This is a genomic window from Lentzea sp. NPDC058436 (assembly GCF_042721515.1).
Taxonomy (GTDB): Bacteria; Actinomycetota; Actinomycetes; order Mycobacteriales; family Pseudonocardiaceae; genus Lentzea.
This window is the reverse complement of the sequence record NZ_JBHXLF010000008.1, coordinates 25,895-52,132: the sequence shown is the minus strand read 5'-3', so window position 1 is coordinate 52,132 and position 26,238 is coordinate 25,895. Positions and strand designations below refer to the sequence as shown.

Sequence of the window (26,238 nt, the reverse complement as noted above, 5' to 3'; positions counted from 1 at the left end):
AACCTGGCCAACATGCGCTTTCCGTGCCCTCACCATCGCCGCTCTCACGTCGATCCTGGGTACACCGGCCGTCGTGACCGACGCACCCACGTCGGCGAAACCCGGTGACTGCATGGGGGTGCATCTCAGCTTCGCGCGGGCGTAGTTGTTCTTCCGAGCGGAGCCGTCAACGGCGATGGCTCCGCGTTACGCGGTCCACTTCCACACCAGCGGCGGACGGCCGCCCTTCGGCAGCGCCGAGGCGTGCTCGCTGGTGCGTTCGAGACCGGGCACGCGGTCCATCGTGCGACCGAGGTTGGCCGGGTAGGGCCGGTCCCCGGTCAGCGACTCGGTCACGTCGAGCGCCTGCGCCGTCGTGAACTCGCGCCCGAGCAGGCCCGCCGTGAACGCCACGTCACGCCAGAGCCTGTCCGCGAGCAACGGCCTGCAGTCGGCGACGATCCTGTCGTGGTCGAAGGCCAGCGCGGGCACGTCGTCCAGCCGCGCCCAGGCCGCCAGGTCACCGGTCGGATGGGAGACGGTGGCCCACAGGGCGACGGACAGCGTCGGGCCGCGCGGGTCGCGCGACGGCTCGTCGAACGTGGCGAGCTGGCCGGTCGCCGTCACGGACTCCTCGGCCAGGCCGAGCTTGCCCGTGACCGCCCTGGTGCTCGCGTCGCGCAACCGCTCGCCCCTGCCCAGCAGGACGCCGGGCAGAGCCAGGGCGCCCGCGAACGGCTCCCCGGCGCGCGGCGCCACCCCCACGAGCACCGCGCGTTCCTCCGGGTCAAACCGGAGCACGATCACGTCCACCGATACCAACGTCGACTCGATCACGTCGTGGATTCTCCCGCACCGCGTAGTCCGCCCTGGTCGGCCCCGCGCCGGTGACGAGCACGTCGACGTCGAGCAGGGTCTCCAGGTAGGCGACGGGATCGGACAGGTCTTCCAGGGTCTCGCCGGTGGCGACTCGAAGGCCGCTGGCGTCCAGGTGAGTCACCGCTAGTCCGTCGATACCCCCACAGCAATCGACGGCGTAGCGCAGCAGGTTCGCGTCCAGGTGGCCCGCCCGCCAGGCGCCCTGGAACTCCCCTGTGCCGTTGTGCGCCTCCGGGAACCTCGCGAGCACCGCCGGGTCCTCCGTCGGCAGCGGGCCGGCGCCGTGCCGGGTCTGGTAGGTCCTGGTCACGCCGATCACGCGTGCCGGTCGGCCGCCGAGCAGCTCCCGGGCGTTGCGCGGCACGACCGTCGACCAGGTGGTGTGCGGGTGGAAGCCGTAGGTCTCGTCGAGCAGGACGCCCTGCGCGCCCTCGAAGACGACTCGGCCCGCGTCGAGCAGCCCTTCGTGGCCCTGGGTGATGCGGACGGCGTCGGCGAACGAGCGGTAGAGCTCGACCAGCTCGTCCACGCTCGGGCCGTCGCCGATCAGCGGCTCGTAGAACCGCGCGAGAGCGTCGAGCTTCTGCCTGAGCCGCAACGGGTTCAGGCAGTCGCCGACGGTCGGGGCGGGGCCGGGCTCGCCGAGCACCAGCTGGTCCTCGACCACGTCCCCCTCGGCCGCCCCGGCGAGCAGCCCGTACCAGACGGTCTCGCCGATGCCCTTGCCGCACGACCCGTGCCGGTCGCCGCCGCGCGCCCTCTCACGAGCCCGGTTCGCGGCGACGTGGAACGGCGTCGTGAGCAGCGCGTCAGCGTCGATCGACATCAGCGACAGCGGGTCGGCGACGCCGATCTCCTCCAGCTCGCGAGACTCGGTCGCCAGCGCGATCGGTTCGACGAGCACGTACCGGGAGAGCCAGGTCGGCACGCCCGCGAGCGTGCCGGACCCGAACTGGCTGAAGGTGTGGTGCCGGCCGTCGGTGACCACGTTGTGCGCGGCCTGCGCTCCCCCGTTGAACCGCACGACGGCCGACACCGGGCGGTCGGCGCACAGCGCGTCGACCACCGCCCCCTTGCCCTCGTCGCCGAACCCCAGCCCGACGACGATCACGTGGTCGTTCATCAGCTCAGCGCCACGTCGTCGGGGCCGTCGATGCCGAGCGGCGCGGCCACGACCTCGCGCTTGCCGGTGCCGACCGCGACCAGCGCCTTGCCGACGGCCTTGCTCTCGGCGACCGACCCGATCTCGGCGAGGTCCACCAGGGCCTGGTCGAGGTCGACCACCTGCTCCTCCAGGCCGATCGTCGCGGCGATCAACTCGCACACGGCGCCAGGGTCGTCGAGCTTGAGGAAGTTCTGCCCGAGGATCGTCCGCCAGTGCTCACCGATGCTGTCGTCGTTGAAGTACGACGACTGGTTGGGGAGGATGAAGTAGACGTTCCACTTGCGGGCGAGCTCGCGGTAGACCGACACCGGGTCGATGTCCTGCTTGACGTCGTCACCGATGATCCGGCGGATGTGCCTGGCCTCCAGCCGCGGCTTGTTCAGCTCGTCGCCGATGATGAACAGGTAGCCCTTGCGGCCGCGCTTCTGCCACGCGTCGGTGACGACGTGCCGTGCGACGAAGTACGCGGCCAGCTCGTAGGACTCGCTCTTCTGCCCGCCGCCGTTGCCTTCGAGGAAGATGTCGCGCAGCTGCTCGTCCATGCGGTTGTCCGACTCGAACTGACCGACCTGCAGCGGTACGCGGTCGCTGTCGGCGTCCCCGATGCCACCGAACATCAGCTGCGGGTCCGCGAGATATCCCTTGCGCTGCAACAGACCGTGCAGCTTGCCGAGCTTGCCCTGCATGATCCGCGGCACCGCGCCCATCGACCCGGTCACGTCGAACAGCACGGCGATCGGTGTCGAGTCGGCGTGGTCAGGCGAGTCGCGGCACTCGCGGTAGGCCACCTTGAACGGGTCGAGCGACGGAGCGGCCTTCCAGCTCGACGCGGGCGTCGACTTGATCGCGGCGGTGTAGCCGAAGTCGGCGATTCCCTTGGCCGCGCGGAAGGTCTTCGCCGCGGCGTAGGCGTTGTCGTCCCACTTGCCGTGTCCCATGGTCATGCTCCTTCTGGAAGTGCGAACGGGCGGAAAACCCGTGGGCCGTAGAGGTCGTCGAGCAGTTCGTCGTACTCGTCGAGCAGGTCTCTCGCGTCAGGGCGCCTGGACGGACGGTCCTGGAGACAGCCCCGCGCGAAGGTTCGTTGCCGATGTTCGTTGTGTGCCAGCAGGTCGAGCATCAGCGTGTGTGCCATGTGGACGTCCGTGGCGGCCGTGACCGGTTCGCCCGCCTCGACCTCCGGCGGGTAGGCGATGGTGCGGCTGGTGGCGAGGAGCCGCTGGCCCTCCTCGACGGCGAACGACCAGCCGGCCAGCACGATCCCGTGCTGTTCCGGGTGCACCAGGACGTTCTCGGCGGTGACCGCGCCGTGCACCAGACCGATCTGGTGCGCACCGGCCAGTGCTTTGAGCAGCCTGCGGTGCATCCACGCGTAGTCGCGGCCGTCGAGCCCGTTCGGGAACGCGTTCTGAACGTCCTTCAGCGTCACGAAGCCCTTGCGCAGCGGGTCCAGGACCGTGAAGGCCCTGCTGCCCTTGGCCACGTCGCCCGACGTGTCGAGCAGGCGCGGGTAGAACGGCCGCAGCCACTGGTTCCGGTCCGTGAAGCGTTCGAGGGACCGCAGCGCGTGCCACTCGCCGTGCAGCAACGGGTTGAGAGCCGGGTTGCGCACGACCTTGACCACGTGCGGCCCGTCCGACTCGTACAGGTTGGCGATGCTGCCGACCGCGAACGGCTCCCCGACGCGGTAGACGCCGGTCCTGGTCCTGAGCTCGACCGTCGTGCTCTGGGTCCACTCGTGGTGCAGGCGGGTCAGGTTCGCCGACGCCGCGTGCGCCCTCGCACCGGCCGCCACGTCGGGGTGCAGGACCGAGGCCAGCGCGTGGTACAGGCGTTTCGCCTGCCTGCGCTTGTCCGGGTCGGTGGTGCGCGGCCCGAACAGGTCCTCGGCCGACCTGGCGCTCTCGACCCGTTCCAGGGCCTCCGCTGCGGTGAACATGGTTTGAGTCTTACAAACTCAAACCCAGGTTGCAACCCCCTTTTGGTCGCTGTGACTCAAACCGCAGGAGCGCGACCCGTCGTGAGGTGACTCATGGTGTTCCTCGCCCAGCGGGCCGGGTACCCGGCCCCGATACGGGAGGAGGAAACGTGCTGTTCGTCGTCATGGGCTGCTCCGTGGTCTTCGCACTGCTCGTGGTGGAGGTGATCCACCGGCTGGTGCGCCGCTTCACCCACAGCGGGAAGATGTACCGGCCCGGCCAGGTGTTCGGAGCGTTCCTGGCCGCCCAGATAAGCCTGAGCGTGTACCCGGTGGACGCGCCGGTGGTGCTGCACGTGCTGGGCATCGCTCTGATCCTGGCCAGTGCGTGGCTGCTGGCGGCGCTGATCAGCACCCTTGTGGACATATCTCTCTCGCGGATCCGCACGGACGTCACGGACAACCGGCACGCGCGGCGCGTGCACACGCAGGTCACGCTGGTGCGGCGGCTGGTGCTGGTGGTCATCGGCGTGCTGGCGGTGGGCGCGATCCTGATGACGTTCCCCGGTGCGCGGGCGGTCGGGTCGACGGTGCTGGCGTCCGCGGCGGTGATCGGTGCGGTGGCGGCGTTCTCCGCGCAGTCGTTGCTGGGCAACCTGATCTCGGGGCTGCAGATCGCGTTCAGCGACGCGGTGCGGCTCGACGACGTCGTGGTCGTCGAAGGCGAGTGGGGACGCGTCGAGGACATCACGCTCACGTACGTGGTGCTGCACCTGTGGGACGACCGGCGGCTGGTGCTGCCCACGTCGCACTTCCTGAAGACCCCGTTCGAGAACTGGACGCGCACGCAGTCTGCGTTGCTCGGGACCGTCGAGCTCGATCTCGACTGGACGGTGCCGGTCGAGGCGATGCGGCAGGAGATGCGGTCCATGCTGGAGGGCAGTGACCTGTGGGACGGGCGGGTGTCCGTGTTGCAGGTGACGCAAGCGACGCAGGGGTTCGTGCGGGTGCGTGCGCTCGTGAGCGCGGCCGACGCAGGCAAGCTGTGGGATCTGCGCTGCCTCACGCGGGAGCACCTGGTCGACTGGGTGCACCGTCAGCACACCGGTGCGCTGCCGCAGATCCGGACGCGCGCGGTCACCGGCGTCAAGAAGGCACAACCGGCCTCTGACCAGCACACGGACGCTCGGGTGTTCGGCGAGAGCGTGGACGGAGCGCTGCGTGAGCAAGCGTTTGCGGGTCCCAAGCAGTAGAACTTCCGGAAATCAGGTGCAACCGCCTGCCGAACCCGTTCCGTCCTCCCACCATGAGAAGACCGCTCGCCGTCGCGTTTTGCGCGCTGGCTCTCGGTAGCTGTGGTACGAACGGGTCCCCAACCGTGCCGTCCGCGGAGGTCCCTGTCGTGTCATCGGCGAAACCGGACAAGAACCGGATCGAGCAGGCGAAGCGCGACGGCCACCTCACAGTGCCACTGATGATCTCCGTGCAGCCGGGACGCGACGAGGAGGTCGAGCAGGCACTGACGAGGCTGGGCGCGACCGTCGAGTCGCGGGATCCCAGAATCGGCTACCTGCGCGCCGAGATGCCGGTCGACGCGGTGGAGAACGCGTATCTGATCACAGGTGTGTCCAAGGTGGACTTGGACGAACCGATGAGCAACAAGCTGCCGGAACCGTAGAAAGCCCCAGAATCTCGTGGATTCTGGGGCTTTCTACGTACTACCGAGCTGCTAGCTGACTGCCTGGACGATCACGGCGCCGGTACCGACAACGGTGTTGTCGGCCGTGCGCACCTCGAGCTCGCCACGCAGCACGCGGCCGGCACCGGGCTGGCCCAGCGGCGTGATGACACCCGTCGCGTTCCACGTCGCACCGGCGGCGCGCTCGGCGTTGGTGTCGGACACGGTGAGCGTGCCGAGACCGGCCGAGGTGAAGACGTCGAAGTAGTCGAACTCCGTGGTGCCCGCGGGCACCGCGTAGCCGTCCACCAGGGCGACCCAGTTGCCTGCGGCCGGGTTGTTGATGGTCACGGACTCCTCGGAGTCCGCGTCCGCCGACTGACCGGCGAGCACGCAGCTGCCCGACGTGCAGTTGTAGACCAGCAGGTCGAGGTCAGCGCCCTGGTCGGCGGTGTTGCTGATCGTGACGGTGAGCCGCGTCGAACCGGCCGCGACGGTGATCGGGTACTGCTGCTGCGCGAGGTTCGCGATGGTCGGGCGGGCCGTCTTGGCACTGCCGACCGAACCCGCCGCGAGCCGGCCGTTGAAGCTGGCCTGCGTGTTCGTGACGGTGTACGCGCGCTCGACCGGGGCACCCAGCGCCGCGGACGGGATGACGTCCGGGTTCGGGCTGATGGTCGTGCCGAGCACCGACGCGGTCACCGAGTACGGCGCCTCGGCGGCGTCGGAGGTGCGACGCGCCTCGATCACGATCTCCCACACACCGGCCATCGGGCTGGCGACCGTGCGGCTGGTGGGCGAGCCACCGGCACAACCGGCACCGGCGTCCGGGTTGTAGCAGTTGGTCGACGAGTTGACGTCGAAGCCGACACCCTGCGGGGTGTAGCGCAGGAAGCGGACCTGGCCCTTGCCGGCCTCGGCGCCGCCGCCGGTCAGGTCGACCTTCAGCGCGGTGGTGCCCTTGGGCACGTTCACGAAGAGGCTGGTCGACTGGTTGCGCGCGATCTTGCCGGACTTCGTGACCGAGAACTTGTTGGCGGCGTTGAAGTTCTCCGCCGCGAACACGGTGTTCAGGGTCTGCACGTCGACGCCGGGCGTCTCCGGGTTGTCGAGCTGCAGGACGGCGCTGTGGGCGCCCGAGTTCTTCGCCTTGATCTTGACGGGGAACTGGACCGGCGTGTTCAGCGGCAGCTTGATCTTCTTCGCCGCCGTGAACGTGCCGTCGTTGCCCTTCCAGGAGACGTTGAACGTCTCGTCCTGGTGGCCCGTGGTGCGGGTCAGCGTGTAGGTGCGGGTGTACTCCTGGCCCGCGGTCACGCCTTCGCGGTCGTGGATGCCGACACCGACGCCCGGCGTGGCCAGCAGGCCCGCGAGGACGGTGTTGACCGGGACGGACGTGGTGACCTGGTTCGGCACACCGTGCTTGTCCAGCAGCTTCCACGCGGCGTTGGTGTTGAACAGACCCGCGCCCTGCTCGTAGGCACCGAGGGTGTCCACGTAGTTCGCGCTGCGCTGGATCGCGTAGCGCAGCTCGGCGCTGGTCGGGCGCTGGCCGTTGTGCGTGGCCTTGTACGCGCTCACGAGCAGCGCGGCGGCACCGGTCGCCTGCGGGGAGGCCATCGACGTGCCGTTGAACTGCGAGTAGCCGGGCGGGAGGGCGTAGGTGCCGGTCACGGGGCCACCGGCCTGCCAGCGCGGCGTGGTGGAGATCGCCGAGCCGGGCGCGACGATGTTCGGCTTGAAGCCGCCGTCCTCACGCGGGCCGCGCGACGAGAAGCCGTGCAGGTTCTGCTTCTGCGCGGTCTTCGAGCCGTAGTTGGAGAGCCAGGTCTCCTTGGTGATGTACGAGCCGACGCTCACCGCGTCCGTGGCGACCGACGGGTCACCGACGGTGTTGGCGCCAGCGCCCGAGTTGCCCGCCGAGATGAAGATCTGGACGTTGTACTCGTTGATCGTGCGGTTGTAGAGCTCCGCACGGGCGTTGTTGCCGTCGTTGAGCGCCGGGAGGCCACCGATGGAGATGTTCACGACGTCGGCGCCGTTGCGCGCGGCGTAGAGGACACCGTCGATGAGACCGGAGCTGGTGCAGGACGGCGTCGAGAGGCAGGCCTTGATGGCGATGAGCTTCGCGCCCGGCGCCGCACCGGCCATCTTGCCGTCGAACATCTTGTTGGCGGCCGTGATGCCGGCGACGTGCGTGCCGTGCGCGGCGCCCGAGATGCCCAGGTTGACGTACGGGGTGCCCGCGTTGTCGTAGATCGAGCGGTCGGTCTGCACGACGAACGCGATGCGGTCGACGACGGGGGTCGCGGGGTTGTCGGTGCCGAAGAAGCCGACGTCCTGCTTGACCTTGTAGTCGATCATGCGCTTGTTGTTGGTGAAGTCGCCGTCACCGTCGGTGTCGACGAAGACTTCCTTCGTCGTGATGTCCTGGATGACACCGAACGAGTCCGTGCGGTCGCCGTCGCGGTTGATGTCACCGCCGGTCTCGCTGTTCGACAGGTTCAGGTCGCCCGCGGTCTCGCTGAAGAGGCCGAACGAGTAGGGGCCGCCGGTGGCGGGCGCCTTGTAGGTCTTGCCGCCCTCGGTGAACGTGCCGGTGCGGCCGGTCTTGGTCATGGTGACCCAGGTGCCGTCGCCGGAGTTCGTGGCGTTCGCGTTGTACCAGTCGATGATCTTGCGCTCACCGGTGCTGGTCGTCTGCAGGGCCGGCGTGTCCAGGTCGATGCCGGAGTCGATCACCGCGATGGTCGTGCCGCGGCCGTCCCACTTCGGGTGCGCGGTGGCGAACTGCGCCGCCTGCGTGTCCTGCGTCGGCATGTACGGGTTCGTGCGCGGCGTCTTCGAGTCCGGCGCCTTCTGCGGGGCCGGGTTCTCCATGCCTTCAGGGCGCGGGTTGTCCAGCGCGACCAGGCCGTCGACGTCCACGGTGCTGACCGAGGCCAGCTTGGCGGCCTTCTCCGCGTTCTCACGCGGGATGGTCACCTTGACGTAGTCGACGTCCTTCTCGGTCTTCTGGACCGTGGCGCCGAGCGCCTTGAGGTCGTTGACCGCGGCGTCGGTCTTGCCGTCCTCGGCGGCGACCAGCAGGTCGACGGTCGCCTTGCCCTCCTGGGCGGCCTGTTCGACGAGTGCGCGGTCCTGCTTGTCCAGCTGCTTGTCAGCGGCCGGCTGCTGTTGCTGTGATGCGTTCTGCGCGATGGCAGGGGTGGCGGCGAAGCCGAACCCGGTAGTGCCCAGCACCGCGGTCAGCAAGACCGTGCCGGTGCGGCGTCTCCAGTTCTTCACGGCGCATGTGCCCTTCGTGGGGTAAAGAGTGCTCCGAAGCACATCTCTTCGCCTCGCGAGGGGCAATCGTCGGAACAGACCAATTGTTGTTTCCACATTGGACTGTTCAGCGGCTTGAAAGGGCGCACTTTTAGTGCTGCGCGTTTCATTTCAAGCGTGGAACGAGCAACCACCCTCCAGTCAAGAGCTGATGGAGGGGAATGTCAAGGCTGTGTCAACGGTGAACGGCGTTGGCGTGTAACGAATCCCGTCACCGGACGATGGACCGATCGCTATTTCCGCCCATTAGACCGCGTAATCTCGCACGCAGCCGTCCGACCATCCCGACCGGCGCCGCGAGTGCTTTGGGCTGCGCTCCGCACACAGAACAACTTGCGCGGTGCTTCGCGAGCGCCTGCTCGAGTTCCGTCACCTGCTTCGCGGTCCGTTCGGGCACGAAGTCCTTTTTGATCGAGAGCAGGCTCAGCTCGGTCAGCACGTGCGTGCCGCGCCGGAGCTGCGCCGCGGGCGTGATGGTGTGGAAGAAGATCAGGTTCCGGCTGCGCTTGGGCTCGAACCCCTGGACGTCGCACCACTCGATGCTCGTCTGGCTGTCGAGGCCGCTCGACGTGATGCCCTCGGCCGTCAGCTTCGTGCCCATGGCGAACGTCCGCCACGCGACCGTCGCGCCCATGAGGAACCACAGGCCGCCGAAGAGGTACGCGTACCAGGGGCCGTCCTTGGCCGCGAGCGGACCGATGGCGGCCACGGCGATGCCGAGGCCGAACAGAACCCATCTCCACCTGGTGTGCATGTCTCCCTCCTGTGTACCCGAAAGCCGGGCGCCTAACATCGTTGCGTGCCAAACCAGGACGGCGGGATGCCGCTGCACGCGGAATACCGGGATCTGCCGGTCGTGCCTCCCGATCCGGTCGACCAGGTGGTCACGGGGTCGATTCCCGACCCGTCTCCCTACTTCCAGACGCCGGCGGCACTCGATCTGTTGAACGAACCCGTGTGCGTCGTCACGGGGCAGCCCGGAGTGGGCAAGACCCAGATCGCCGCGGCGTACGCCCGGCGGCGGCGCAAGGACGGCTGGCTGGTGGCGTGGATCAGCGCGGAGACGGCCGTCCAACTCGAGGCAGGGCTGGTCGAACTCGCCGACCAACTGGGGCTGTACCAGCCGGACGTCGGCACCGGCATCGTCTTGGCGCGTGTGCGCAACCACCTGCACACACGGTCTGGGTCCGCATTGCTGGTGTTCGACAACGTCGAGTCGCTGGACGTGGTCCGGCCGCACCTGCCGTCCTCCGGCTCCTGTCAGGTTGTGATCACCAGTACTGCGCGCGGGTCGCGACTCAGGCACGAGGTGCCGGTGGAGGTCTTCACCCCGGAGGCCGCGTCGCGGTTCCTGTGTGAGGCCACCGGACTCGACGACGCCGCGACAGCGGCCGAACTCGCCGCCGAACTCGGCCACCTGCCGCTGGCACTCGCGCAGGCGGCGGCAAGGATCAGGATCGATTTCTGGGACTTCGCCGGATACCTGGAGGCATTCCGCAACTTCCCCGTGGAGGAGCAGCTCGGCCGGGAGGACGACCCGTACCCGGTCAGCGTGGTCACCGCGATCCTGCTGGCGCTGGAACCGTTCCGGGGCAGCACACTCGTCCCGCTGCTGGGGGTGCTGTCACCGGACGGCGTGCCGCGGCGGCTGCTCCAGGGCTTCGCGAACGACGAGTTGAGGCGGCTGCGCAGGGCCTCGCTGGTGGAGTTCGCGGGTCGCTCCTCGGTTCTCATGCACCGCTTGGTGCAACGGGTGGTGCGCGACCGCGTCAGCGGGGTGGGGCTCGCCGCGAAGCTGCTCCTCGACCACGTCGAGTTCGGCGACGCCTGGCAGATCCGCCACCGCGGGAACGAGCTCGTGCAGCAGATCGACGCCCTGTGGGCCAACACCGATCCGGCAGCAGCCCCCGAGGTCACCAAACGGGTGCTGCTCCTGCGGGTGTGGCAGGCGGGCTTCCTCGGGAGCGCCGCGAACTTCTCCCGAGGCCGGGTGATCGCGGAGGAGGCGTACGCGCAAGCCGCCGCACGACTCGGCGACGACGAGGAGTTGCTCCTGCTCTGCCGCCAGGTCCTGTCGACCAGCGTTCCGACCGGGTCGGAAGATCTCCTGCCCCAGCTGCGGATCGACCTCGGCGTCAGCCGCGAGACGCGGGGTGCGGAGGACCCGGCCACGCTCACCGCGGCCCGCCTGCTCGGCACGTACTGCGCGCAGCACGGTCACGCGGAGGAAGCCGTCTCCGTGCTCGAAGAGGCGCTGGAACCGTGGCTGGACAAGCCCCTCCAGGCCGACGAGCACTTCGGCGCCCTGGACGACCTCGCCTGGGCGTACCTGCTCGCCGGCCGCGCGGAGGAGGCGGTCGCAGTGCTCGACCGGTCCCTCGACGCGAGGCCGGACGCGCTCTACACGAAGACGTTGCTCGACACCGCGTACACCCAACTCGGCCGGCACGCGGACGCACGGCGGTTGTGCGAGGAGATCTGGGACGCCTACCGGAAGACCGCCGGACCCGACCACCCGAACACCCTGTTCGCCGGCGCCAAGCTCGGAACGGCGCTCTTCCTCAACGGCGAACGCGACCTGGCCTGGAGCCTGCTGCTGGTCGTGCGGGCCATCGGCACCGACCTGCTCGGACCGGATCACCTGCTCGTGACCACGGCCGAAGGGGCTCTCCAGATCATTCGGCAGGACTGAGGGCTGTTCAGGCGCTACCTTGCGCCCATGGACCTGAAGCCGGTCGCCGACGAGCTCTACGGGCTGCCCCCGAAGGACTTCACCGCGGCCCGCAACGCCGCGGCCAAGCAGGCCGACGACAAGGACCTCGCGAAGGCCATCCAGGAGCTCCGCAAACCGTCCGTGGGCGCCTGGGCCGTCAACAAGCTCGTGCGGGACGCCCCCGAGGGCCTGGAGGAGGCGCTGGGCCTCTCCACGGCCAAGCTGACCATGCGGGAGCTCGGCCGCAGGCGCAAGGAGCTCATGGAGGCTCTGATCTACCGCACGCTGGAGCTCACGGGGCCGCTCGCGGACGACGCCGTCACGCAGGTCCGCAACACGCTGACGGCTGCGATGGCCGACCCCGAGTCCGCCGGGCAGGTGCGCGACGGGCACCTCACGAAGGGGCTGGAGTACTCCGGGTTCGGGTTCGCGCTGCCGGAGCCCGAACCCGCGCAGGACGGCGAGGACGCGCTCGCCCGCAAGCGCAGGGAACGGCAGGAGCGCAAGCGGGCCGAGGCGCAGCAGGCGCTGGACGAGGCCGAGCAGGCGCTCGGGGAGGCGCAGGCCGACCAGCTGGCGGCGAAGCGGGCGTTCGACAGGGCCGCGGAACGGCTGGAGGACGCCAAGCGGGTCACGTCGGGTGCGGAGAAGGCGCGCAAGGCCGCGGAGCGCAAGCTCAACGACCTCTCGTGAGCACCTGATCACCGGAAATCACCGAACCTGAAGACCAGCTGAAGGAATTGAGCCTGGTCACAGTGAAAGCCGACCGGAACACGACGGTCCGGTTGTACGTTCAACAAAGTGGTTGGCCGCTCGCGCTCGAGCTGCGCGCCAGGGCCTGTCCGACACCCCCAGGTCGGAGATGCCCTTCCGCAGGCGTCGCGTGCTCGCGCGGCGGTCGACCCGCCGTCGGCCGGCACTCCGGTAAACCCCCCTCACCGGTAGTGGCGGTCGGCGGCACCCTCAGAGGTTGTACTGGTCGTGCCGCTCGTAGAACGCGACCAGCTCGTCCGGCGAGAGGTTCTTCGCGTCCCCGACCTCCAGGAAGAAGTTCTCCCGCGCGATGCCCGGTGAGAAGAGGATCAACATCCGCGCCGGCGCGTCGCTGTCGTTGCGGAATGCGTGGGGCCGGTCCACGGGCACGTACAGGAAGTCGCCCTCGCCGGCGCGGGTCCACTCGTCCCCGTCGAGCAGCGTGATCTCGCCTTCGAGCACGTAGAACGACTCGGAGAACGTCCTGTGGAAGTGCGGCCGCGGTCCTGGCCGACGGGCCTCCATCCGCCACTCGAACAGCCCGAACTCGCCGTTGGTGACGGAGCCGGGCGCCACGAAACGCGTGGTCGGAGTGCTGAAACCCACCTCGGACGCCGGTCGGAACGACATGAACACCCTCCCCAAAAAGTGAAATTGACTCAGGTCTCGTGCGTGACCAGGGGCCGCTCTAGACTCGCCCGATGGCACATGACGCGGATGTCATCGTCGTCGGCGCGGGCCTCGCAGGTCTCGTCGCGACCGCAGAGCTCGCGGACGCGGGTCGCAAGGTCATCCTCCTCGACCAGGAGCCTGAGGCGTCGATCGGCGGCCAGGCCTGGTGGTCGTTCGGCGGACTGTTCCTGGTGGACAGCCCCGAGCAGCGCAGGCTTCGGGTCAAGGACTCGCACGACCTGGCGTTGCAGGACTGGATGGGCTCGGCGGCGTTCGACCGGGAGGAGGACCACTGGCCACGGCTGTGGGCACAGGCCTATGTGGACTTCGCCGCCGGTGAGAAGCGCCCCTGGCTGCACAACATGGGGGTGCGCTGGTTCCCGTTCGTGCAGTGGGCGGAACGTGGTGGCTACCTGGCGGACGGGCACGGCAACTCGGTGCCGCGCTTCCACGTCACGTGGGGCACCGGGCCCGGCATCGTCGAACCGTTCGAGCGCCGGGTGCGGGAAGGTGTCGCGAAGGGACTCGTGACGCTCAAGTTCCGCCACAAGGTCACGAGCATCAACGTCACCAACGGCGTGTGCGACGGCGTGTCCGGCGAGGTGCTGGAGCCGTCGTCGGTCGGCCGCGCGGAACCCAGCTCCCGCACCGCCGTCGGCGAGTTCTCGCTCAGCGCACAGGCCGTGATCGTCACGTCCGGCGGCATCGGCGGCAACCACGACCTGGTGCGCAGGAACTGGCCCGAGCGGATGGGCACGCCGCCCAAGTTCATGCTCGCCGGTGTGCCGGACTTCGTGGACGGCTCGATGATGGAGATCACGCAGAAGGCCGGCGGCGCGATCATCAACGCCGACCGCATGTGGCACTACCCCGAGGGCATCGCGAACTACGCGCCCGTGTGGTCGCGGCACGGCATCCGGATCCTGCCCGGCCCGTCACCGCTGTGGCTCGACGCCGACGGCAAGAGGCTGCCGATCCCGCTGTTCCCCGGTTTCGACGCGCTGGGGGCGTTGCAGCACATCACTTCGAACGGTCACGAGCACTCGTGGTTCCTGCTGAACAAGAGGATCATCGGCAAGGAGTTCGCGCTGTCGGGCTCCGAGCAGAACCCGGACCTGACGGGCAAGGACACGCGGGCCGTCCTGAAGCGCGCGCTGCCCGGCGCGGTCGCGCCGGTCGAGGCGTTCGCCCAGAACTCCAAGGAGTTCATCCAGGCGGGCACGGTCGCGGACCTCGCCCGCGGCATGAACGCGCTGACCGGTGACAGCAGGATCGACGCCGCCGCGCTGGAGAAGGTGATCGTCGAGCGCGACCGCCAGGTGACCGCCGGTCTGAGCAAGGACTCGCAGATCAACGCGATCCGCCAGACCAGGAACTTCCTGACGGACAAGCTGATCCGCGTCGTCGAGCCGCACCGGCTGCTCGACCCGAAGGCCGGTCCGCTGATCGCGGTCAGGCTCTCGGTGATCACCCGCAAGACGCTGGGCGGTCTGCACACCGACCTGTCGTCGCGGGTGCTCGACACGTCCGGCGAGGTGCTGCCGGGCCTGTACGCCGCCGGTGAGGCCGCCGGGTTCGGTGGCGGTGGCGTGCACGGCTACCGGGCGCTGGAGGGCACGTTCCTCGGCGGCTGCCTGTTCTCCGGACGGGTGGCGGGACGTTCGGCGGCGGAGGCCGTCAAGTAGTTCTCGCGTGGTGGACGCGGGTTGACGGTCCCCGAGCTTGCGGCTGTGCTGGAGGGCATGACGCAGATCGGTGTTCTGGTCGGCAACCCGCGGCCCGCCTCCCGCACGCTCCAGGCGGCCCTGGCCCTGCGCGAGGCGGTCGCCGCGACGCTGGGCGTGCCCGTCGAGGGGCCCGTCGTCGAGGCGGCGGAACTGGCACCGGCCGTGTTCACGGAACCGGACGCGATCAAGGCCGCGTTGCAGGTGCTCGGCCAGGCCGACGTCCTGGTCGTGGCGACGCCGACCTACAAGGCCGCGTACACCGGCCTGCTCAAGGCCGTGCTGGACCAGGCACCACCGGCCTGGCTCAAGGGCAAGGTCGTCGTCCCGCTGCAGATCGCGGCCGCCGACAAGCACGCGCTGGCCGTCGAGGTGCACCTGCGGCCGGTGCTCGCCGAACTGGGTGCCGTCGTGCCCCAGGCGTTCTTCCTCAACGAGGCGGCGCTGCCCGCCGACGCCACGACCTTCGACCTCGACGCGCTGAAGGTGCTGCGATGAAGGATCAGCTGCGCAACGCGCTCAAGCACCACGCCCAGGCCGTCACGATCGTGACGGCCAGCGGAGCCGAAGGTCCCGTCGGCACAACGGTCTCCTCGTTCACGTCGGTGAGCTTCGAACCACCGCTGGTCGTCGTGTGGATCGGCGAGGGCGCGTCGGTGTGGCCGGTGCTGCGGACCGCTCCCCTGTTCGCCGTGCACCTGCTGGAGGCCGCGCAGTCCGGTCTCGCGGACCTGTTCGCGTCGAAGGGCGTCGACCGGTTCGGTCCCGGTACGCGGTGGCAGTCCGACGACGACGGCGTGCCGTGGCTGCTGGACGCGCCGGTCCGGTTGCGGTGCAGGACCTCCCGGCGGATCGCGGTCGGCGACCACATCGCGCTGGTCGGCGAGCCGCTCGACATCACGCACACCGACATCGCGGCGCCCCTGGTGCGGCACCAGGGGCGCTACACCTCAGTCGCCTAGAACCTTGAGGATCTCCCTTGCCAGGAGGTCGTTCTGGCGGAACGCCGGGGCGTTCGTGTTCGGTCGCGCGAACGCCGCGTACGCCTTCCCGGTCGTGTAGGGCCCCACGGCGAACCGGACGGGGTCCTCGTCGCCGGCCTCGTTGATCAGCCTGCCCGCCGGCGACACCCGCACCAGACCGGCGGCGTCCTCGGAGACGTTGCCGACCGCGCGCAACGACCGCAGCACCGGGTCCGCCGTGCGCGACAACGAGTGCGTGGGCAGGCGGGCCTCGATCAAACCGTTGGCGCGCACCACCTCCGGTGTCGTCGCGCTGCCGGCCACGAAGGCGTCGTCCTCCGCCTCGACCCACATGTCGGCACCGAGGAACTTCACGATTCCCGCGCGGGACAACGCGAGCAGCTCCTCCAGCCGGTCCGGCGGCGGGCCGGAGGCGAGGTAGCTGAAGTAGCCGTGCCACCAGCCGTCGAACGGCATGAGGCCCGCCAGCTGGCCGTAGACCGAGAGCAGCGCCAGGAACGCCCCCAGATCGGCGCTGTGCCGCGGATCGGAGCGGCGGGCCACGTCCGCCTCGACGTACGAGCGCAGGTGCTCCTGGAACTCCTCGGCCGTGCCGAACGTGACGCCGGTCAGCGGGCGGTCGAGGCGTTCGAAGTCGATGCGGTCTGCCGGGTCGGGCACCGCCAGCAGTTCCAGCTCGCGCATCTCCTCGCTGTACCAGGGCAAGGCGGTGAACGACGCGGCGAACTCGACGAACGGCATCCGAACCAGGCCGGGGTGCCCGGTGAAGAGCTCGTGGTAGTGGCCCCACGCGATCTCCTTGGCCATCAACGGCCACACGTCGGCGCGGAAGTCGAGCTCCTGGCCCTGCAGCTCACCGGCGACGAAGAAGTGCGGCAACGACGGCCGCGTTCCCTGCAACCGGTAGCCGGTCTTCGAGTGGTACGGCACACCGCGCCGCGAACCCACGTACAGCGTCGGTTCGGCACCGGAGGGCAGGTAGGTCAGCCCTTCAGGGCCTCGCACGTACCGACCGCCGCGGCCCTCGGTCAGCAGCACCATCAGGTCGATGAACGCCAGACCGAACCCGCGCAGCACGACATCCCCGTGCACCGCCGACAGGTCCGCGTCGGCCGAGTACAGCGGCGGCACGTAGACCAGGCCGTGCTCCGACGCGTGCTCGGCGAGCTTGCGGTGCTCGGGCTCGGGGTCGGCGTCGAGGTGCCCCAGCGCGAGCACCACCACGTCGCCCCGCAGCGAGGTGCCGTTGTCGAGCCACACCCAGTTGCCGACGACCTTCAACGCAGTGGCCTGATGCACTGTGACAGAGATGTTCGGAGGCAGAGATTTCCTTACGTGGCCGAAGAACCACTCCAGGTACCGGCTCTGCACCTGACGTGACGGGAACGACGTCGGGTCGATGTCGATCCAGTCCGCGAGCGACGGGCCGGGACGGATCGGGCCCTCGCCGTCGAACGAGTCGTCCGTGAAGACCGTCACGTCCTCGGCCATGGAGTTCATGCGCAGCAACGGGGACTGGGCGTGCCGCCACACCCGGCCCGCACCCGGCGGGAACGGGTCGACGACGTGCACGGCCAGCGGCAACGCGGGCGACTGGGCGGCGATGCGTTCCAGCAGGCCGGCGGCACGGGGGCCGCCACCGATGACGACGAGTGAGCGCATGCGCGTCTTTCCGTTGGAGGGCAACGAAGAACAAGCCGCGCCCCTCAACGCGAACACCACCACGGTACCCCGCGCGTGCAAGCAAATCCCGCTCTGTGGACGTCGTTGCACCCGCCGATCCCGAGGTGTGCACTCGAAGAGCGTCTCCCTCAACGCGTCCCACTCCCACTACCAGTTCTGGGGAATCGGTCATGCCAGTTGAGTTTCTCGGGATCGCCGCCACGAACGACGGGTCGGAGACGAACCCGCGTTCGTCGAGCGGCGCGTTCGACAAGGACTACACGCTCAGGCTCGCCAGGGCCCACGAGGAGCACGGGTGGGACCGCGTGCTGTTCGCGTACGGGTCGGGCGCTCCGGAACCGTCGGCGGCCGCCGCGTACCTCGCCAGCAGGCTCGACAAGCTGCAGATCCTGCTGGCGCACCGGCCGAACGTGTCCTACCCGACGTTCGCCGCCAAGACGTTCGCGACGCTCGACCAGATCAGCGACGGCCGGCTGACCGTGCACTTCATCACCGGCGGCACCGACCACGAGCAGCAGCGCGAGGGCGACTACCTGACCAAGGACGAGCGCTACTCCCGCACCCGCGAGTACATCCAGATCGTCAAGAAGGCCTGGACCAGCAGGTCCGCGTTCGACCACGACGGCGAGCACTACCACTTCGCGGACTTCGTGAGCGACGTGTTCCCCGTGCAGCAGCCACGCCCGAACGTGTCGTTCGGCGGCTCCTCCCCCGCGGCCTACGCGGCGGGCGGCGCCGAGGCGGACATCTTCTGCCTGTGGGGCGAACCGCTGGCCGAGACGGCGCAGCAGATCGAGTCGGTGAAGCAGGCGGCGAAGGACGCGGGCCGCACTGACGTGCCGCGGATCCAGGTCGCGTTCCGGCCGATCATCGCGCCGACCGAGGAACTGGCCTGGGAGAAGGCGCACCGGACGGTCGAGCGGATCGAGGCGCGCAAGGCGGGCGGCCCGTTGAGCCGCCGGCACTCGCTGACCAACCCGGAGAACACCGGCTCGCAACGGCTCCTGGCCGTGGCGGAACGCGGTGAGCGGTTCGACCGCGCCCTGTGGACGCCCACCGCGAAGGCAACGGGCGGCGCGGGCAACTCGAACGCGCTGGTCGGCACCCCGGAGACCGTCGCGCAGGCGTTGCTGGACTACTACGACCTCGGCGTCGACGTCCTGTCGGCCCGCGGCTACGACCTGCTCGACGACGCGATCGACTTCGGCCGGTACGTGATCCCGATCGTGCGCGAGGAAGTGGCGAAGCGAGACCGGGCCAAGGCGGCATGACGACTCTCGAAGTGCGCCGCGTCCGGCAGTCGGATCCGGAAGCGGCGCCGTTGGTCGCAGAGCTCACGCACGAATACACGACCCGCTACGGGCCAATGGGCGCAGAGGAGATGCAACGACCGGCGGACGTGTTCGAACCGCCGAACGGCCAGTTCCTTCTGCTCGTGGAAGGCGGAGTGGCCGTCGCGGGTGGCGCGTTCAAGCGGTACGACGACGAAACAGCCGAGATGAAGCGCATTTGGACCCATTCGCAACACCGCAGGCGCGGATTGGCGCGGCGGGTGCTCGTCGAACTGGAGAACGAGGCCAGAACGTTTGGGTACACCAGGATCTACCTGACCACGGGCCCGCGCCAGCCGGAGGCGAAAGGGCTGTACCTGGCGACCGGTTACACACCGTTGTTCGATGTTGAGACAGACCCGCTGACAATTGGCCCGCTGGCCTTCAGCAAGGTGATTCATTAGTTCAAACGAGTGAATTCGTGGCCGATCAGTCGATTCCTGACCGGGATTCGAGGTTCGGTTGGACAGGTTGTGACTGATCAGTAAGCTTGTCGGTCGGACCTGCCAGCGGATCATCCGGTCTCCACGAATGGCCATCTGAGCTGAATGAACATGGTCGACACCCACGAGACCGCCGTGCAGTGGGCGGCGGCGATCTCCAGCACCCTCGTCGCGAACTACACGCGCGAGAAGCTCCAGCAACTGCTCGGCGGCTACGTCGAGCAGTTGCTCAGCGGTGGCGTCACGGAGGCCCGGCGGGTGGGCCGGTCGATGGTGGAGCACGACCTCATCACCTCGGCCACGCTGGAACGGACGATCAAGTACCTGGGTGAGCACTCGACGGTCACGCCTGCACGGCTGGCCGCGCTCGCCGCCGGGTACGCCGAGGGCCTGCGCGACCGGACGCTCGACCAGCAGGAGCTCACCCGCACGGCCGCGATCAACACGATGCGCAGGGCCGAGAGCGCGGTCAGGGCGAGCGAGGCCAAGTTCCGGGCGATCTTCTCCAGCGCCGCGTTCGGGATCATCGTGAGCGACCTCAAGGGCGAGATCATCGACGTCAACGAGGCGTTGCTCGTGATGCTCGACCACAAGCACGAGGACGTGCGCCGGATGAGCGGCCGCGACCTGGTGCACCCGGACGACAGGGAGGGACTGCGGCAGCTCACGAAGCAGCTGATCGCGTCCGAGCACGACAACGTCCGGGTCGAGAGACGCATGGTCCGCAGCGACGGCGAGACGATCCAGACGCACATGGCGATCTCGGTGGTGCGCGAGGAGGACGGCATGCCGCCGTACCTCGTCACGATGGTCGAGAACATGGACGAGATGCGCGCACTGCAGTCGCAGCTCGTGCGGCAGAGCCTCAACGACATGCAGACGGGCCTGCCGAACCGCTCGCAGTTCCTCGGCTGGATCGAGGGCGCGGTCGGGTCGAAGGGCCCTGACACGCTCGCGCTGGTCCAGATCGACGTCGACGGGTTCCGCGGCATGAACGACGCCTTCGGCCACGACGTGGGCAACCGGGTGCTGATGCACGTCGCGACGCACCTGCGGGAGGTCTTCACCGAGGACGTCGGCAAGGTCGCGCGCATCGGCGAGGACGAGTTCGGCGTCCTGATCAGGGACCCGCGCGACATCCCGTCCGTCATCGCGCTGATCGACGAGTTCACCGCGCGCCTGGAGGAGCCGACGTGGATCAACGGCCACGGCGTCGGCGTGACGACCAGCGTCGGCGTCGTGGTGCGGGCGGCGCGCGGCGGTGACGCGGTGGACCTGCTGCGCGCGGCGGACGTGACGGTCGCCTGGGCCAAGCGCGACGGCAAGGCGCAGTGGGCGCTGTACGACCGCGAACGCGACCGGCGCGACAGGGAGAGGTACGCACTCGCCGCGTCGATCCCCGGCGCGCTGGAGGAGGGCCAGTTCCGCATCGACTACCTGCCGCTGCGCTCGCTGGCCGACGGCTCGGTGCTCGCCCTCGAAGCCAAGATCGTGTGGGACCACCCGGAGCAGGGCGTGCTGTGCCCCGAGGTGTTCCTGGGCCAGGCCACCGAGAACGGCATGATCGTCCGGCTCGTGCGCTGGGCACTGGAAGAGGCCTGCGCGCAGGTGGCCGAGTGGCACGCGGAGCTGGGAGCCCGGACGCCCGCGCTGACGATCGACCTGCCGCTGCGGCTGTGCCAGGAGCCCGAACTCGTCGCCGAGGTCCTCCGCGTCCTGGACCGCACCGGGCTGCCCGCGTCGTTGCTGCGATTCGAGCTGCACGAGCACGTGCCGACGTTGCTGAACGAGGACCAGCTCGACGAGCTCACGATCCTCACCGAGCGCGGCGCCGGTCTGGTCGTGGACCAGGTGAGCGGCGGCAACGTCCGCGTCAACCGGCTGCGCGTGCTGCCGTGGAGCGGCGTGAAGTTCAACAGCGCCGTCGCCCACGCCTTCGGGGCCGACGCGATCCGGATCGAGGAGCGCGCCGCCGTCGCCCTGCTGAAGTGGGCGACGAGGCTGAGGCTTCCCCTGTACGCCGACGGCGTGCGCACCGCCGCCGAGGCGGAGCGGCTGACGGCGCTGGGCGTGACGGGGGCGCAGGGCCCGCACTTCGGTCCGGCGCTGTCGGCCGGCGAGACCACCGCGCTGCTTCTCGGCTAGTAGCGAGGCTCGGCTGGTTCTTCTCAGCTGGTTCTTATCAGGGTTTTCGAGGGTTTCGGCACAGGTTGCTCACAAGGTCGGGGTCCATCGTGGAGTCATGACCGAGCAGAGCTTCCCCGCGATGAGCGGGTCACTGGTGGAACCGCAGCCCGTCGTCGTCGCCCCGAAGTTCTGGCGCCGAACGGCCCCGATGCTCACGGCCGCGGCACTCGTCGCCGGCCTGTTCGGAGGCGTCACCGGAGCGGTGATCGCCTCGCCGGACTCCACCCCCGCGACGTCCTCCGTCGCCGCGCAGACGATCTCCAACACGTCCACTCTGGACTGGAGCGCCGTCGCCTCGGAGGTGCTGCCCTCGGTGGTGCAGGTGAACGTCGGCAACGGCCTCGGCTCCGGCGTGATCCTGTCGTCCGACGGCAAGATCCTCACCAACAACCACGTCATCGCCTCGGCAGGCGGCCAGATCACGGTGAAGTTCAACGACGGCCGCGAACTCCCCGCCACCGTCGTCAACGCCGACCCCACGTCGGACCTCGCCGTGCTGCAGGTCTCCGGCGCGTCCGGCCTGACGCCGATCAAGTGGGCGGACTCGGGCTCGGTGAAGGTCGGTGACGCGGTGATGGCCATCGGCTCGCCGTCCGGCCTGCAGGGCACCGTGACGACCGGCATCGTGTCCGCGCTGGACCGCAAGGTGACCGTGCCGGGCGAGACCCGTCGTTCGTCTTCCGTGTCGTACCAGGCGATCCAGACCGACGCGTCGATCAACCCGGGCAACTCCGGCGGTGCGCTGGTGAACGCGGCCGGTGAGCTGATCGGGATCAACTCGGCGATCTACTCGCCGGCGTCGAGCAGCGGGGAGGCCGGGAGCGTGGGGATCGGGTTCGCGATCCCGTCCAACACGGCGAAGCAGATCGTGGGCGAGCTGAGCTAGGAGGTCCAGAGCGCGGAGATCGGCAGACAGGTCATGCCGTTGCCGAAACTCCCCGAATGTTCACCGCTGTAGAGCACGAACCCGGCGAGGAACCTGTCACCGAGCCGTCGTTGCAGCAGACGCAGGCCGCGGAAGTCGTCAGCCCTGACGGATTCCGCGGCCTTGACCTCGATGCCGATCACACGGCCCAGGTGGTCTTCCAGGACGGCGTCGACCTCGTACTGGTCGCGGTCGCGGTAGTGGTGCAGAGTCGCACGTGTCTCCGACCACGTGAGCTGACGAGCGAGTTCACCCAGCACGAAGTTCTCCAGCAGCGCGCCCTCGTCGGCACCGAGGTGCGCGGCGATCCCGGAGTCGACGAAGAGCACCTTCGGGGTTGCCACCGCACGGGTCGTGGCATTGGCCGACCACGCGGGCACCGTTCGCACGAGGTAGATCGTTTCGAGGATCTCCACGTACCGCTTCACCGTGTTCGTGCTGAGCCCGAGTTCCCCAGCGAGCCGGTTGAAGCTCAGCATGCCCGCTGTCTGCGCGGCGAGAAGCGACATCAGCTTGCGCATGTCGCTCGCCTTGTCGATGTCGGCGACCTGTTTCACGTCGCGCGCCATGAGGTCTGCCAGGTACCCCTCGAAGAACTTGGTGCGACGGCGAGGACTGTCGCGAAGCAACGCTTCCGGATAGCCCCCGCGCCTCGCGCGTGCCAGGTAGTCCTTCTTGCGCAGCTCCCGCCACTCAGCACGTAGTTCTGCACCTCGCAGGAAAGCCGAGTCCACGAAACCGTCCGTGGTGCCGTCGATCTCGCCCTGCGAAAGCGGCCACAGCTCGACTGTTTCCGAACGGCCGGGCAAGGCGTCCGGCAGTTCCTTCAGAGCCAGCAATCGGGCCGACCCCGTGAGCAGGAACCGTCCCGGTCGCGGATCCCGATCAACCGTGTGCTTGATCTCCAACCACAGGTCGGGCACACGCTGGACCTCATCGATCAACAACAGGCCGTCGTGCCGAACGAAGGCTCCAGGGTCGGCCTCGGCGATCGCGCGAACCGGTCCCTGGTCGAGGTACCGGGCGGCTCCGCCGTGCTGGCGGAGCACCTTCTCGGCCAAGGTGCTCTTACCAACCTGACGCGCACCGTTCAGCACCACGACACGCGTGTCCAGCAACGCCTCGGCCACGAGCTCGGCCGCACGTCGAGGGACGTAGTCAACAGCTTCCCGCACCACGTCACCATACCGTTCGAATGCACATCTGCCGAGTTGACCACTGCACATCTGCCGAAGATCACGCCATAGATCTGCCGAAGATCACCCTTTCGATCTGCCGAAGATCAGGACAGCCAGTCCGGGCGCAACGGCATGTGCGACGTCGTCCCGTCCAGCCTCACCCCGAGGATCTGGTGCAGCTGGATGTTGTTGCGGTCGAACCCGAGCCGCGACGCCGCCAGGTAGAGCCGCCACACCCGTGCCCGAGCCTCCCCGACCTCCTCCACGGCCTCGTCCCAGTGCGCCTCCAGGTTGCGGCCCCAGGCGGCGAGGGTCAGGGCGTAGTGCTCGCGGATGTTCTCCTCGTGCCGCACCTCGAACCCCGCGTCGTGCATCTGCGAGACGAGGTGGCCCGGCCCGACGAGCTCGCCGTCCGGGAACACGTACCGGTTGATGAACGGGCCGGACAGCGCCCGCTGCTTGTTGTCCGGGCGGGTGATGCAGTGGTTGAGCAGCCGGCCGCCGGGCTTCAGCTTGCGGTACAACGCCGAGAAGTAGCCCGGCAGCTGCGCCTTGCCGATGTGCTCGGTGAGGCCGATGGACGACACCGCGTCGAAGCCCGTCTCGCGCACGTCGCGGTAGTCGAGGTGGCGCACCTCGGCCAGGTCCGAGAGGCCCGCCTCGACGATCGCCTTTTGCGCGTACTCCGCCTGGTTGCGCGACAACGTCACGCCGATCGCCCGCACGCCGTACTCGCGGGCGGCGTGCATGACCATGCCGCCCCAGCCGCAGCCGACGTCGAGCAGCTTCATGCCGGACTTCAGGCCCAGCTTGCGGGCGACGAGGTCGTGCTTCTCGAACTGGGCTTCCTCCAAAGTGGACTCCGCCGACGGGTACACCGCGCAGGTGTAGGCCATCGACGGGCCGAGGACCCACTCGTAGAACTGGTTCGAGACGTCGTAGTGGTGTGCGATGGCCTGCGAGTCGCGGGCCTTCGAGTGGCGCATGCCGTGCAGGCGGGTCTCCTGCGGCGGCGGCGCCACCTTGTGCGAGAAGCGGATCCGCCCCAGGAACCGGAGCAGCTCGACCCGTTGCAGCACGGGCAGTTCCCGCAGCGAGAACTCGGACAGTTGGGAGAGGCCGGCGTGCACGTCGCCGAGTATCTCCAGGTGACCGGTCACGTAGGCGCGGGCCAGGCCGAGCTCACCCGGCGCGGATGCCAGGTAGGACAGGGCTTCCGGCGTCCTGATGTCGATCGAGACCGGAGCTGAGTCAGGCCCGGCGGCACTGCCGTCGTAGGCCTTGAAGCGAACGTCGTTGCCACCCGTGATGCGCTGGAAAATGGAGGCCAACCGCATTCATCGTCCCCTGACACACTTGGCGTACAGATCAGGCAGGCGGTTCGTCTGGTCGTACCGGGCCTTCACGGACCGGTAGTGCGAACCGTTGTAGTGCCGCCAGAACTCGTCCTCGCTGTAGTAGGAGTCCGAGTACAGCGACTTGTGGCCACCCAGCCGCGCCACCTCGCGCTCGATCAGCCGGTTGCGGTCACCCATCTTCTCCCCCGGTCGCACCGGGACCTCCGACCAGAAACCGACGTTCACGTACAACGTGTCCGCGTCCATCGGGTACAGCGGCCAGCCCGTGTTGTCCCGCAGGCGGACCGGGCACAGCCACACCGGCGAGATGCCGATCTCGCGGTCGAAGAAGTCGAGGAAGTCGGCGAGACCGGCGACCGGGATCTCCACGTCCTGGATCACCGGTTCGACGTCCACGCGCGGCCTCAGCTGACGGTGCTTCGCGACGAGCTTCCGGTACACGTCCGAACGCAGGTAGCGCTTCGGCCACATGCGACGGACGACCGGGTTCTGCGCGCCGAACGCCCGTGAGCACCAGAACCAGTCGGTGTCCCAGCGCCACAGGTAGTCGTGGATCGTGAGGTGGTCCGTGCGGCGCTTCTGGATGGACCGGTAGTAGATGTCGTTGCCGGTGTAGTCCGACGTGTAGGGCGCGATGTCGACGTAGTGGCCCAGCGTCAGGTACATCTCGCCCCTGGAGAACACCGTGCCGTCGACGAAGTCCGCGGAGCCGTCCTCGCACACCTCCTCGATGACGGCGGCGCACTCCTCGAACGAGCCGAACGGCACGTGCCGCAGCCGGACGTACTGGCGCACCGGTTCGAGCTCGATCTCCAGCCGCAGCGCGTACCCCAGCGTCCCGTAGGAGTTGGGGAACGAGCGGAACAGGTCGTCGTCCGGCTTCGTGACGACGACCTCGCCGTCACCGGTGAGGATCTCCAGCTCCCGCACGGACTCGTGCGGCAGCCCGTTGCGGAAGGACGTGGACTCGATGCCGAGCCCCGCCACGGCACCGCCGATGGTGATGGTCTTGAGCTGCGGCACCACCAACGGCATCAAACCGTGGGGAAGTGTCGCGGCGACGAGGTTCTCGTAGGTGGTCATGCCCTGCACCTGTGCGGTGCGTCCGGCCGGGTCCACGGACAGGACCTGGTCGAACCTGCCGACGTCGAGCCCGCCGGCCTGGTCGGCGCGGAAGCGGAAGAGGTTCGACGTCTTCTTCGCGAGCCGCACTGGCGCACCTTCGCGCATCGCGGCGTACTGCGCGCTCAGCGCAGCCACGGCCGAGTTGTGCCCATGGTCACTCACGAGAACGACGTTATTCCTCGTCACCGCCGTTGTCGCGCCCAAAAGCCCGAATGGG

Annotated in this window: 22 protein-coding genes; 11 read left to right on the top strand and 11 right to left on the bottom strand. The window is 68.8% G+C overall.

Features of this window, described 5'->3' with window-relative positions:
• Positions 1-186: 186 nt before the first annotated feature.
• From ACFWN2_RS26885 to ACFWN2_RS26870, 4 genes are read right to left on the bottom strand one after another with little or no spacing between them, the layout of a single operon-like run.
• Positions 187-780 carry an NUDIX hydrolase gene (locus ACFWN2_RS26885; protein WP_382431870.1) on the bottom strand — a complete coding sequence of 198 codons (594 nt, stop codon included), beginning with the start codon at positions 778-780 and terminating at the stop codon, positions 187-189.
• Positions 767-1,981 (bottom strand): adenylosuccinate synthetase, encoded by a 1,215-nt coding sequence (locus ACFWN2_RS26880; protein ID WP_382431868.1) that lies wholly within the window; start codon positions 1,979-1,981, stop codon positions 767-769. The genes ACFWN2_RS26885 and ACFWN2_RS26880 overlap by 14 nt, the downstream gene beginning before the upstream one ends.
• Positions 1,981-2,961, bottom strand: coding sequence for a hypothetical protein (locus tag ACFWN2_RS26875; RefSeq protein ID WP_382431866.1), 981 nt, complete (start codon positions 2,959-2,961; stop codon positions 1,981-1,983). The genes ACFWN2_RS26880 and ACFWN2_RS26875 overlap by 1 nt, the downstream gene beginning before the upstream one ends.
• Positions 2,962-2,963: 2 nt before the next feature.
• Positions 2,964-3,962: an adenylate cyclase gene (locus ACFWN2_RS26870; protein ID WP_382431864.1), complete on the bottom strand. Its 999-nt coding sequence runs from the start codon at positions 3,960-3,962 to the stop codon at positions 2,964-2,966.
• Positions 3,963-4,111: 149 nt separating this feature from the next.
• Between ACFWN2_RS26870 and ACFWN2_RS26865 the strand changes: the two genes are divergently transcribed.
• Both ACFWN2_RS26865 and ACFWN2_RS26860 read left to right on the top strand, forming a co-directional pair.
• Positions 4,112-5,194: a mechanosensitive ion channel family protein gene (locus ACFWN2_RS26865; protein WP_382431862.1), complete on the top strand. Its 1,083-nt coding sequence runs from the start codon at positions 4,112-4,114 to the stop codon at positions 5,192-5,194.
• 149 nt (positions 5,195-5,343) lie between these two features.
• The gene (locus ACFWN2_RS26860) at positions 5,344-5,619 is read left to right on the top strand and encodes a hypothetical protein (protein WP_382431860.1); all 276 of its coding nucleotides are present in this window, start codon (positions 5,344-5,346) and stop codon (positions 5,617-5,619) included.
• Between the two features lie 51 nt (positions 5,620-5,670).
• Here ACFWN2_RS26860 and ACFWN2_RS26855 read toward each other — a convergent pair whose 3' ends face one another.
• Both ACFWN2_RS26855 and ACFWN2_RS26850 read right to left on the bottom strand, forming a co-directional pair.
• Positions 5,671-8,907, bottom strand: coding sequence for a S8 family serine peptidase (locus tag ACFWN2_RS26855; RefSeq protein WP_382431858.1), 3,237 nt, complete (start codon positions 8,905-8,907; stop codon positions 5,671-5,673).
• Between the two features lie 250 nt (positions 8,908-9,157).
• Positions 9,158-9,700 carry a hypothetical protein gene (locus ACFWN2_RS26850; RefSeq protein WP_382431856.1) on the bottom strand — a complete coding sequence of 181 codons (543 nt, stop codon included), beginning with the start codon at positions 9,698-9,700 and terminating at the stop codon, positions 9,158-9,160.
• A 45-nt stretch (positions 9,701-9,745) separates the two neighbouring features.
• Between ACFWN2_RS26850 and ACFWN2_RS26845 the strand changes: the two genes are divergently transcribed.
• Both ACFWN2_RS26845 and ACFWN2_RS26840 read left to right on the top strand, forming a co-directional pair.
• Complete coding sequence (locus tag ACFWN2_RS26845) at positions 9,746-11,638, top strand: tetratricopeptide repeat protein (RefSeq protein WP_382431854.1); 1,893 nt, start codon at positions 9,746-9,748, stop codon at positions 11,636-11,638.
• A 27-nt stretch (positions 11,639-11,665) separates the two neighbouring features.
• The gene (locus ACFWN2_RS26840; RefSeq protein WP_382431852.1) at positions 11,666-12,352 is read left to right on the top strand and encodes a hypothetical protein; all 687 of its coding nucleotides are present in this window, start codon (positions 11,666-11,668) and stop codon (positions 12,350-12,352) included.
• Between the two features lie 270 nt (positions 12,353-12,622).
• Here ACFWN2_RS26840 and ACFWN2_RS26835 read toward each other — a convergent pair whose 3' ends face one another.
• On the bottom strand, positions 12,623-13,042 hold the full coding sequence (locus tag ACFWN2_RS26835; RefSeq protein WP_382431850.1) for a cupin domain-containing protein: 420 nt from the start codon (positions 13,040-13,042) through the stop codon (positions 12,623-12,625).
• Positions 13,043-13,113: 71 nt separating this feature from the next.
• Here ACFWN2_RS26835 and ACFWN2_RS26830 point away from each other — a divergent pair, with 71 nt between their 5' ends.
• From ACFWN2_RS26830 to ACFWN2_RS26820, 3 genes are read left to right on the top strand one after another with little or no spacing between them, the layout of a single operon-like run.
• Positions 13,114-14,769, top strand: a complete 1,656-nt coding sequence (locus ACFWN2_RS26830; RefSeq protein WP_382431848.1) for an FAD-binding dehydrogenase — start codon at positions 13,114-13,116, stop codon at positions 14,767-14,769.
• A 21-nt stretch (positions 14,770-14,790) separates the two neighbouring features.
• Positions 14,791-15,306, top strand: a complete 516-nt coding sequence (locus ACFWN2_RS26825; protein ID WP_382431846.1) for an NADPH-dependent FMN reductase — start codon at positions 14,791-14,793, stop codon at positions 15,304-15,306.
• Positions 15,303-15,770: a flavin reductase family protein gene (locus ACFWN2_RS26820; protein ID WP_382431844.1), complete on the top strand. Its 468-nt coding sequence runs from the start codon at positions 15,303-15,305 to the stop codon at positions 15,768-15,770. The genes ACFWN2_RS26825 and ACFWN2_RS26820 overlap by 4 nt, the downstream gene beginning before the upstream one ends.
• On the opposite strand, the gene ACFWN2_RS26815 is transcribed toward ACFWN2_RS26820, so the two are convergent.
• On the bottom strand, positions 15,759-17,453 hold the full coding sequence (locus ACFWN2_RS26815; protein WP_382431842.1) for an FAD/NAD(P)-binding protein: 1,695 nt from the start codon (positions 17,451-17,453) through the stop codon (positions 15,759-15,761). The genes ACFWN2_RS26820 and ACFWN2_RS26815 overlap by 12 nt on opposite strands.
• 191 nt (positions 17,454-17,644) lie before the next feature.
• Here ACFWN2_RS26815 and ACFWN2_RS26810 point away from each other — a divergent pair, with 191 nt between their 5' ends.
• The 4 genes from ACFWN2_RS26810 (at position 17,645) to ACFWN2_RS26795 (ending at position 22,321) form a co-directional block, all read left to right on the top strand.
• The gene (locus tag ACFWN2_RS26810) at positions 17,645-18,745 is read left to right on the top strand and encodes an LLM class flavin-dependent oxidoreductase (protein WP_382431840.1); all 1,101 of its coding nucleotides are present in this window, start codon (positions 17,645-17,647) and stop codon (positions 18,743-18,745) included.
• The gene (locus ACFWN2_RS26805) at positions 18,742-19,209 is read left to right on the top strand and encodes a GNAT family N-acetyltransferase (protein ID WP_382431838.1); all 468 of its coding nucleotides are present in this window, start codon (positions 18,742-18,744) and stop codon (positions 19,207-19,209) included. The genes ACFWN2_RS26810 and ACFWN2_RS26805 overlap by 4 nt, the downstream gene beginning before the upstream one ends.
• A 150-nt stretch (positions 19,210-19,359) precedes the next feature.
• Positions 19,360-21,393 (top strand): EAL domain-containing protein, encoded by a 2,034-nt coding sequence (locus tag ACFWN2_RS26800; RefSeq protein ID WP_382431836.1) that lies wholly within the window; start codon positions 19,360-19,362, stop codon positions 21,391-21,393.
• A gap of 97 nt (positions 21,394-21,490) precedes the next feature.
• Positions 21,491-22,321 carry a S1C family serine protease gene (locus tag ACFWN2_RS26795; protein WP_382431834.1) on the top strand — a complete coding sequence of 277 codons (831 nt, stop codon included), beginning with the start codon at positions 21,491-21,493 and terminating at the stop codon, positions 22,319-22,321.
• On the opposite strand, the gene ACFWN2_RS26790 is transcribed toward ACFWN2_RS26795, so the two are convergent.
• The 3 genes from ACFWN2_RS26790 to ACFWN2_RS26780 form a co-directional block, all read right to left on the bottom strand.
• Positions 22,318-23,535 carry an ATP-binding protein gene (locus tag ACFWN2_RS26790; protein WP_382431832.1) on the bottom strand — a complete coding sequence of 406 codons (1,218 nt, stop codon included), beginning with the start codon at positions 23,533-23,535 and terminating at the stop codon, positions 22,318-22,320. The genes ACFWN2_RS26795 and ACFWN2_RS26790 overlap by 4 nt on opposite strands.
• Before the next feature lie 107 nt (positions 23,536-23,642).
• Positions 23,643-24,875: a class I SAM-dependent methyltransferase gene (locus ACFWN2_RS26785; RefSeq protein WP_382431830.1), complete on the bottom strand. Its 1,233-nt coding sequence runs from the start codon at positions 24,873-24,875 to the stop codon at positions 23,643-23,645.
• Positions 24,876-26,225, bottom strand: a complete 1,350-nt coding sequence (locus ACFWN2_RS26780; RefSeq protein ID WP_382432251.1) for an FAD-binding oxidoreductase — start codon at positions 26,223-26,225, stop codon at positions 24,876-24,878.
• Positions 26,226-26,238 lie beyond the last annotated feature (13 nt).

Excerpts from the sequence above, each read along its gene's own strand:
- ACFWN2_RS26785 (WP_382431830.1), bottom strand. The coding sequence starts at position 24,875 with ATGCGGTTGGCCTCCATTTTCCAGCGCATCACGGGTGGCAACGACGTT.
- ACFWN2_RS26815 (WP_382431842.1), bottom strand. The coding sequence starts at position 17,453 with ATGCGCTCACTCGTCGTCATCGGTGGCGGCCCCCGTGCCGCCGGCCTG.
- ACFWN2_RS26800 (WP_382431836.1), top strand. The coding sequence starts at position 19,360 with ATGGTCGACACCCACGAGACCGCCGTGCAGTGGGCGGCGGCGATCTCC.
- ACFWN2_RS26805 (WP_382431838.1), top strand. The coding sequence starts at position 18,742 with ATGACGACTCTCGAAGTGCGCCGCGTCCGGCAGTCGGATCCGGAAGCG.
- ACFWN2_RS26870 (WP_382431864.1), bottom strand. The coding sequence starts at position 3,962 with ATGTTCACCGCAGCGGAGGCCCTGGAACGGGTCGAGAGCGCCAGGTCG.
- ACFWN2_RS26840 (WP_382431852.1), top strand. The coding sequence starts at position 11,666 with ATGGACCTGAAGCCGGTCGCCGACGAGCTCTACGGGCTGCCCCCGAAG.
- ACFWN2_RS26850 (WP_382431856.1), bottom strand. The coding sequence starts at position 9,700 with ATGCACACCAGGTGGAGATGGGTTCTGTTCGGCCTCGGCATCGCCGTG.
- ACFWN2_RS26810 (WP_382431840.1), top strand. The coding sequence starts at position 17,645 with ATGCCAGTTGAGTTTCTCGGGATCGCCGCCACGAACGACGGGTCGGAG.
- ACFWN2_RS26880 (WP_382431868.1), bottom strand. The coding sequence starts at position 1,981 with ATGAACGACCACGTGATCGTCGTCGGGCTGGGGTTCGGCGACGAGGGC.
- ACFWN2_RS26830 (WP_382431848.1), top strand. The coding sequence starts at position 13,114 with ATGGCACATGACGCGGATGTCATCGTCGTCGGCGCGGGCCTCGCAGGT.
- ACFWN2_RS26835 (WP_382431850.1), bottom strand. The coding sequence starts at position 13,042 with ATGTCGTTCCGACCGGCGTCCGAGGTGGGTTTCAGCACTCCGACCACG.
- ACFWN2_RS26820 (WP_382431844.1), top strand. The coding sequence starts at position 15,303 with ATGAAGGATCAGCTGCGCAACGCGCTCAAGCACCACGCCCAGGCCGTC.
- ACFWN2_RS26795 (WP_382431834.1), top strand. The coding sequence starts at position 21,491 with ATGACCGAGCAGAGCTTCCCCGCGATGAGCGGGTCACTGGTGGAACCG.
- ACFWN2_RS26875 (WP_382431866.1), bottom strand. The coding sequence starts at position 2,961 with ATGGGACACGGCAAGTGGGACGACAACGCCTACGCCGCGGCGAAGACC.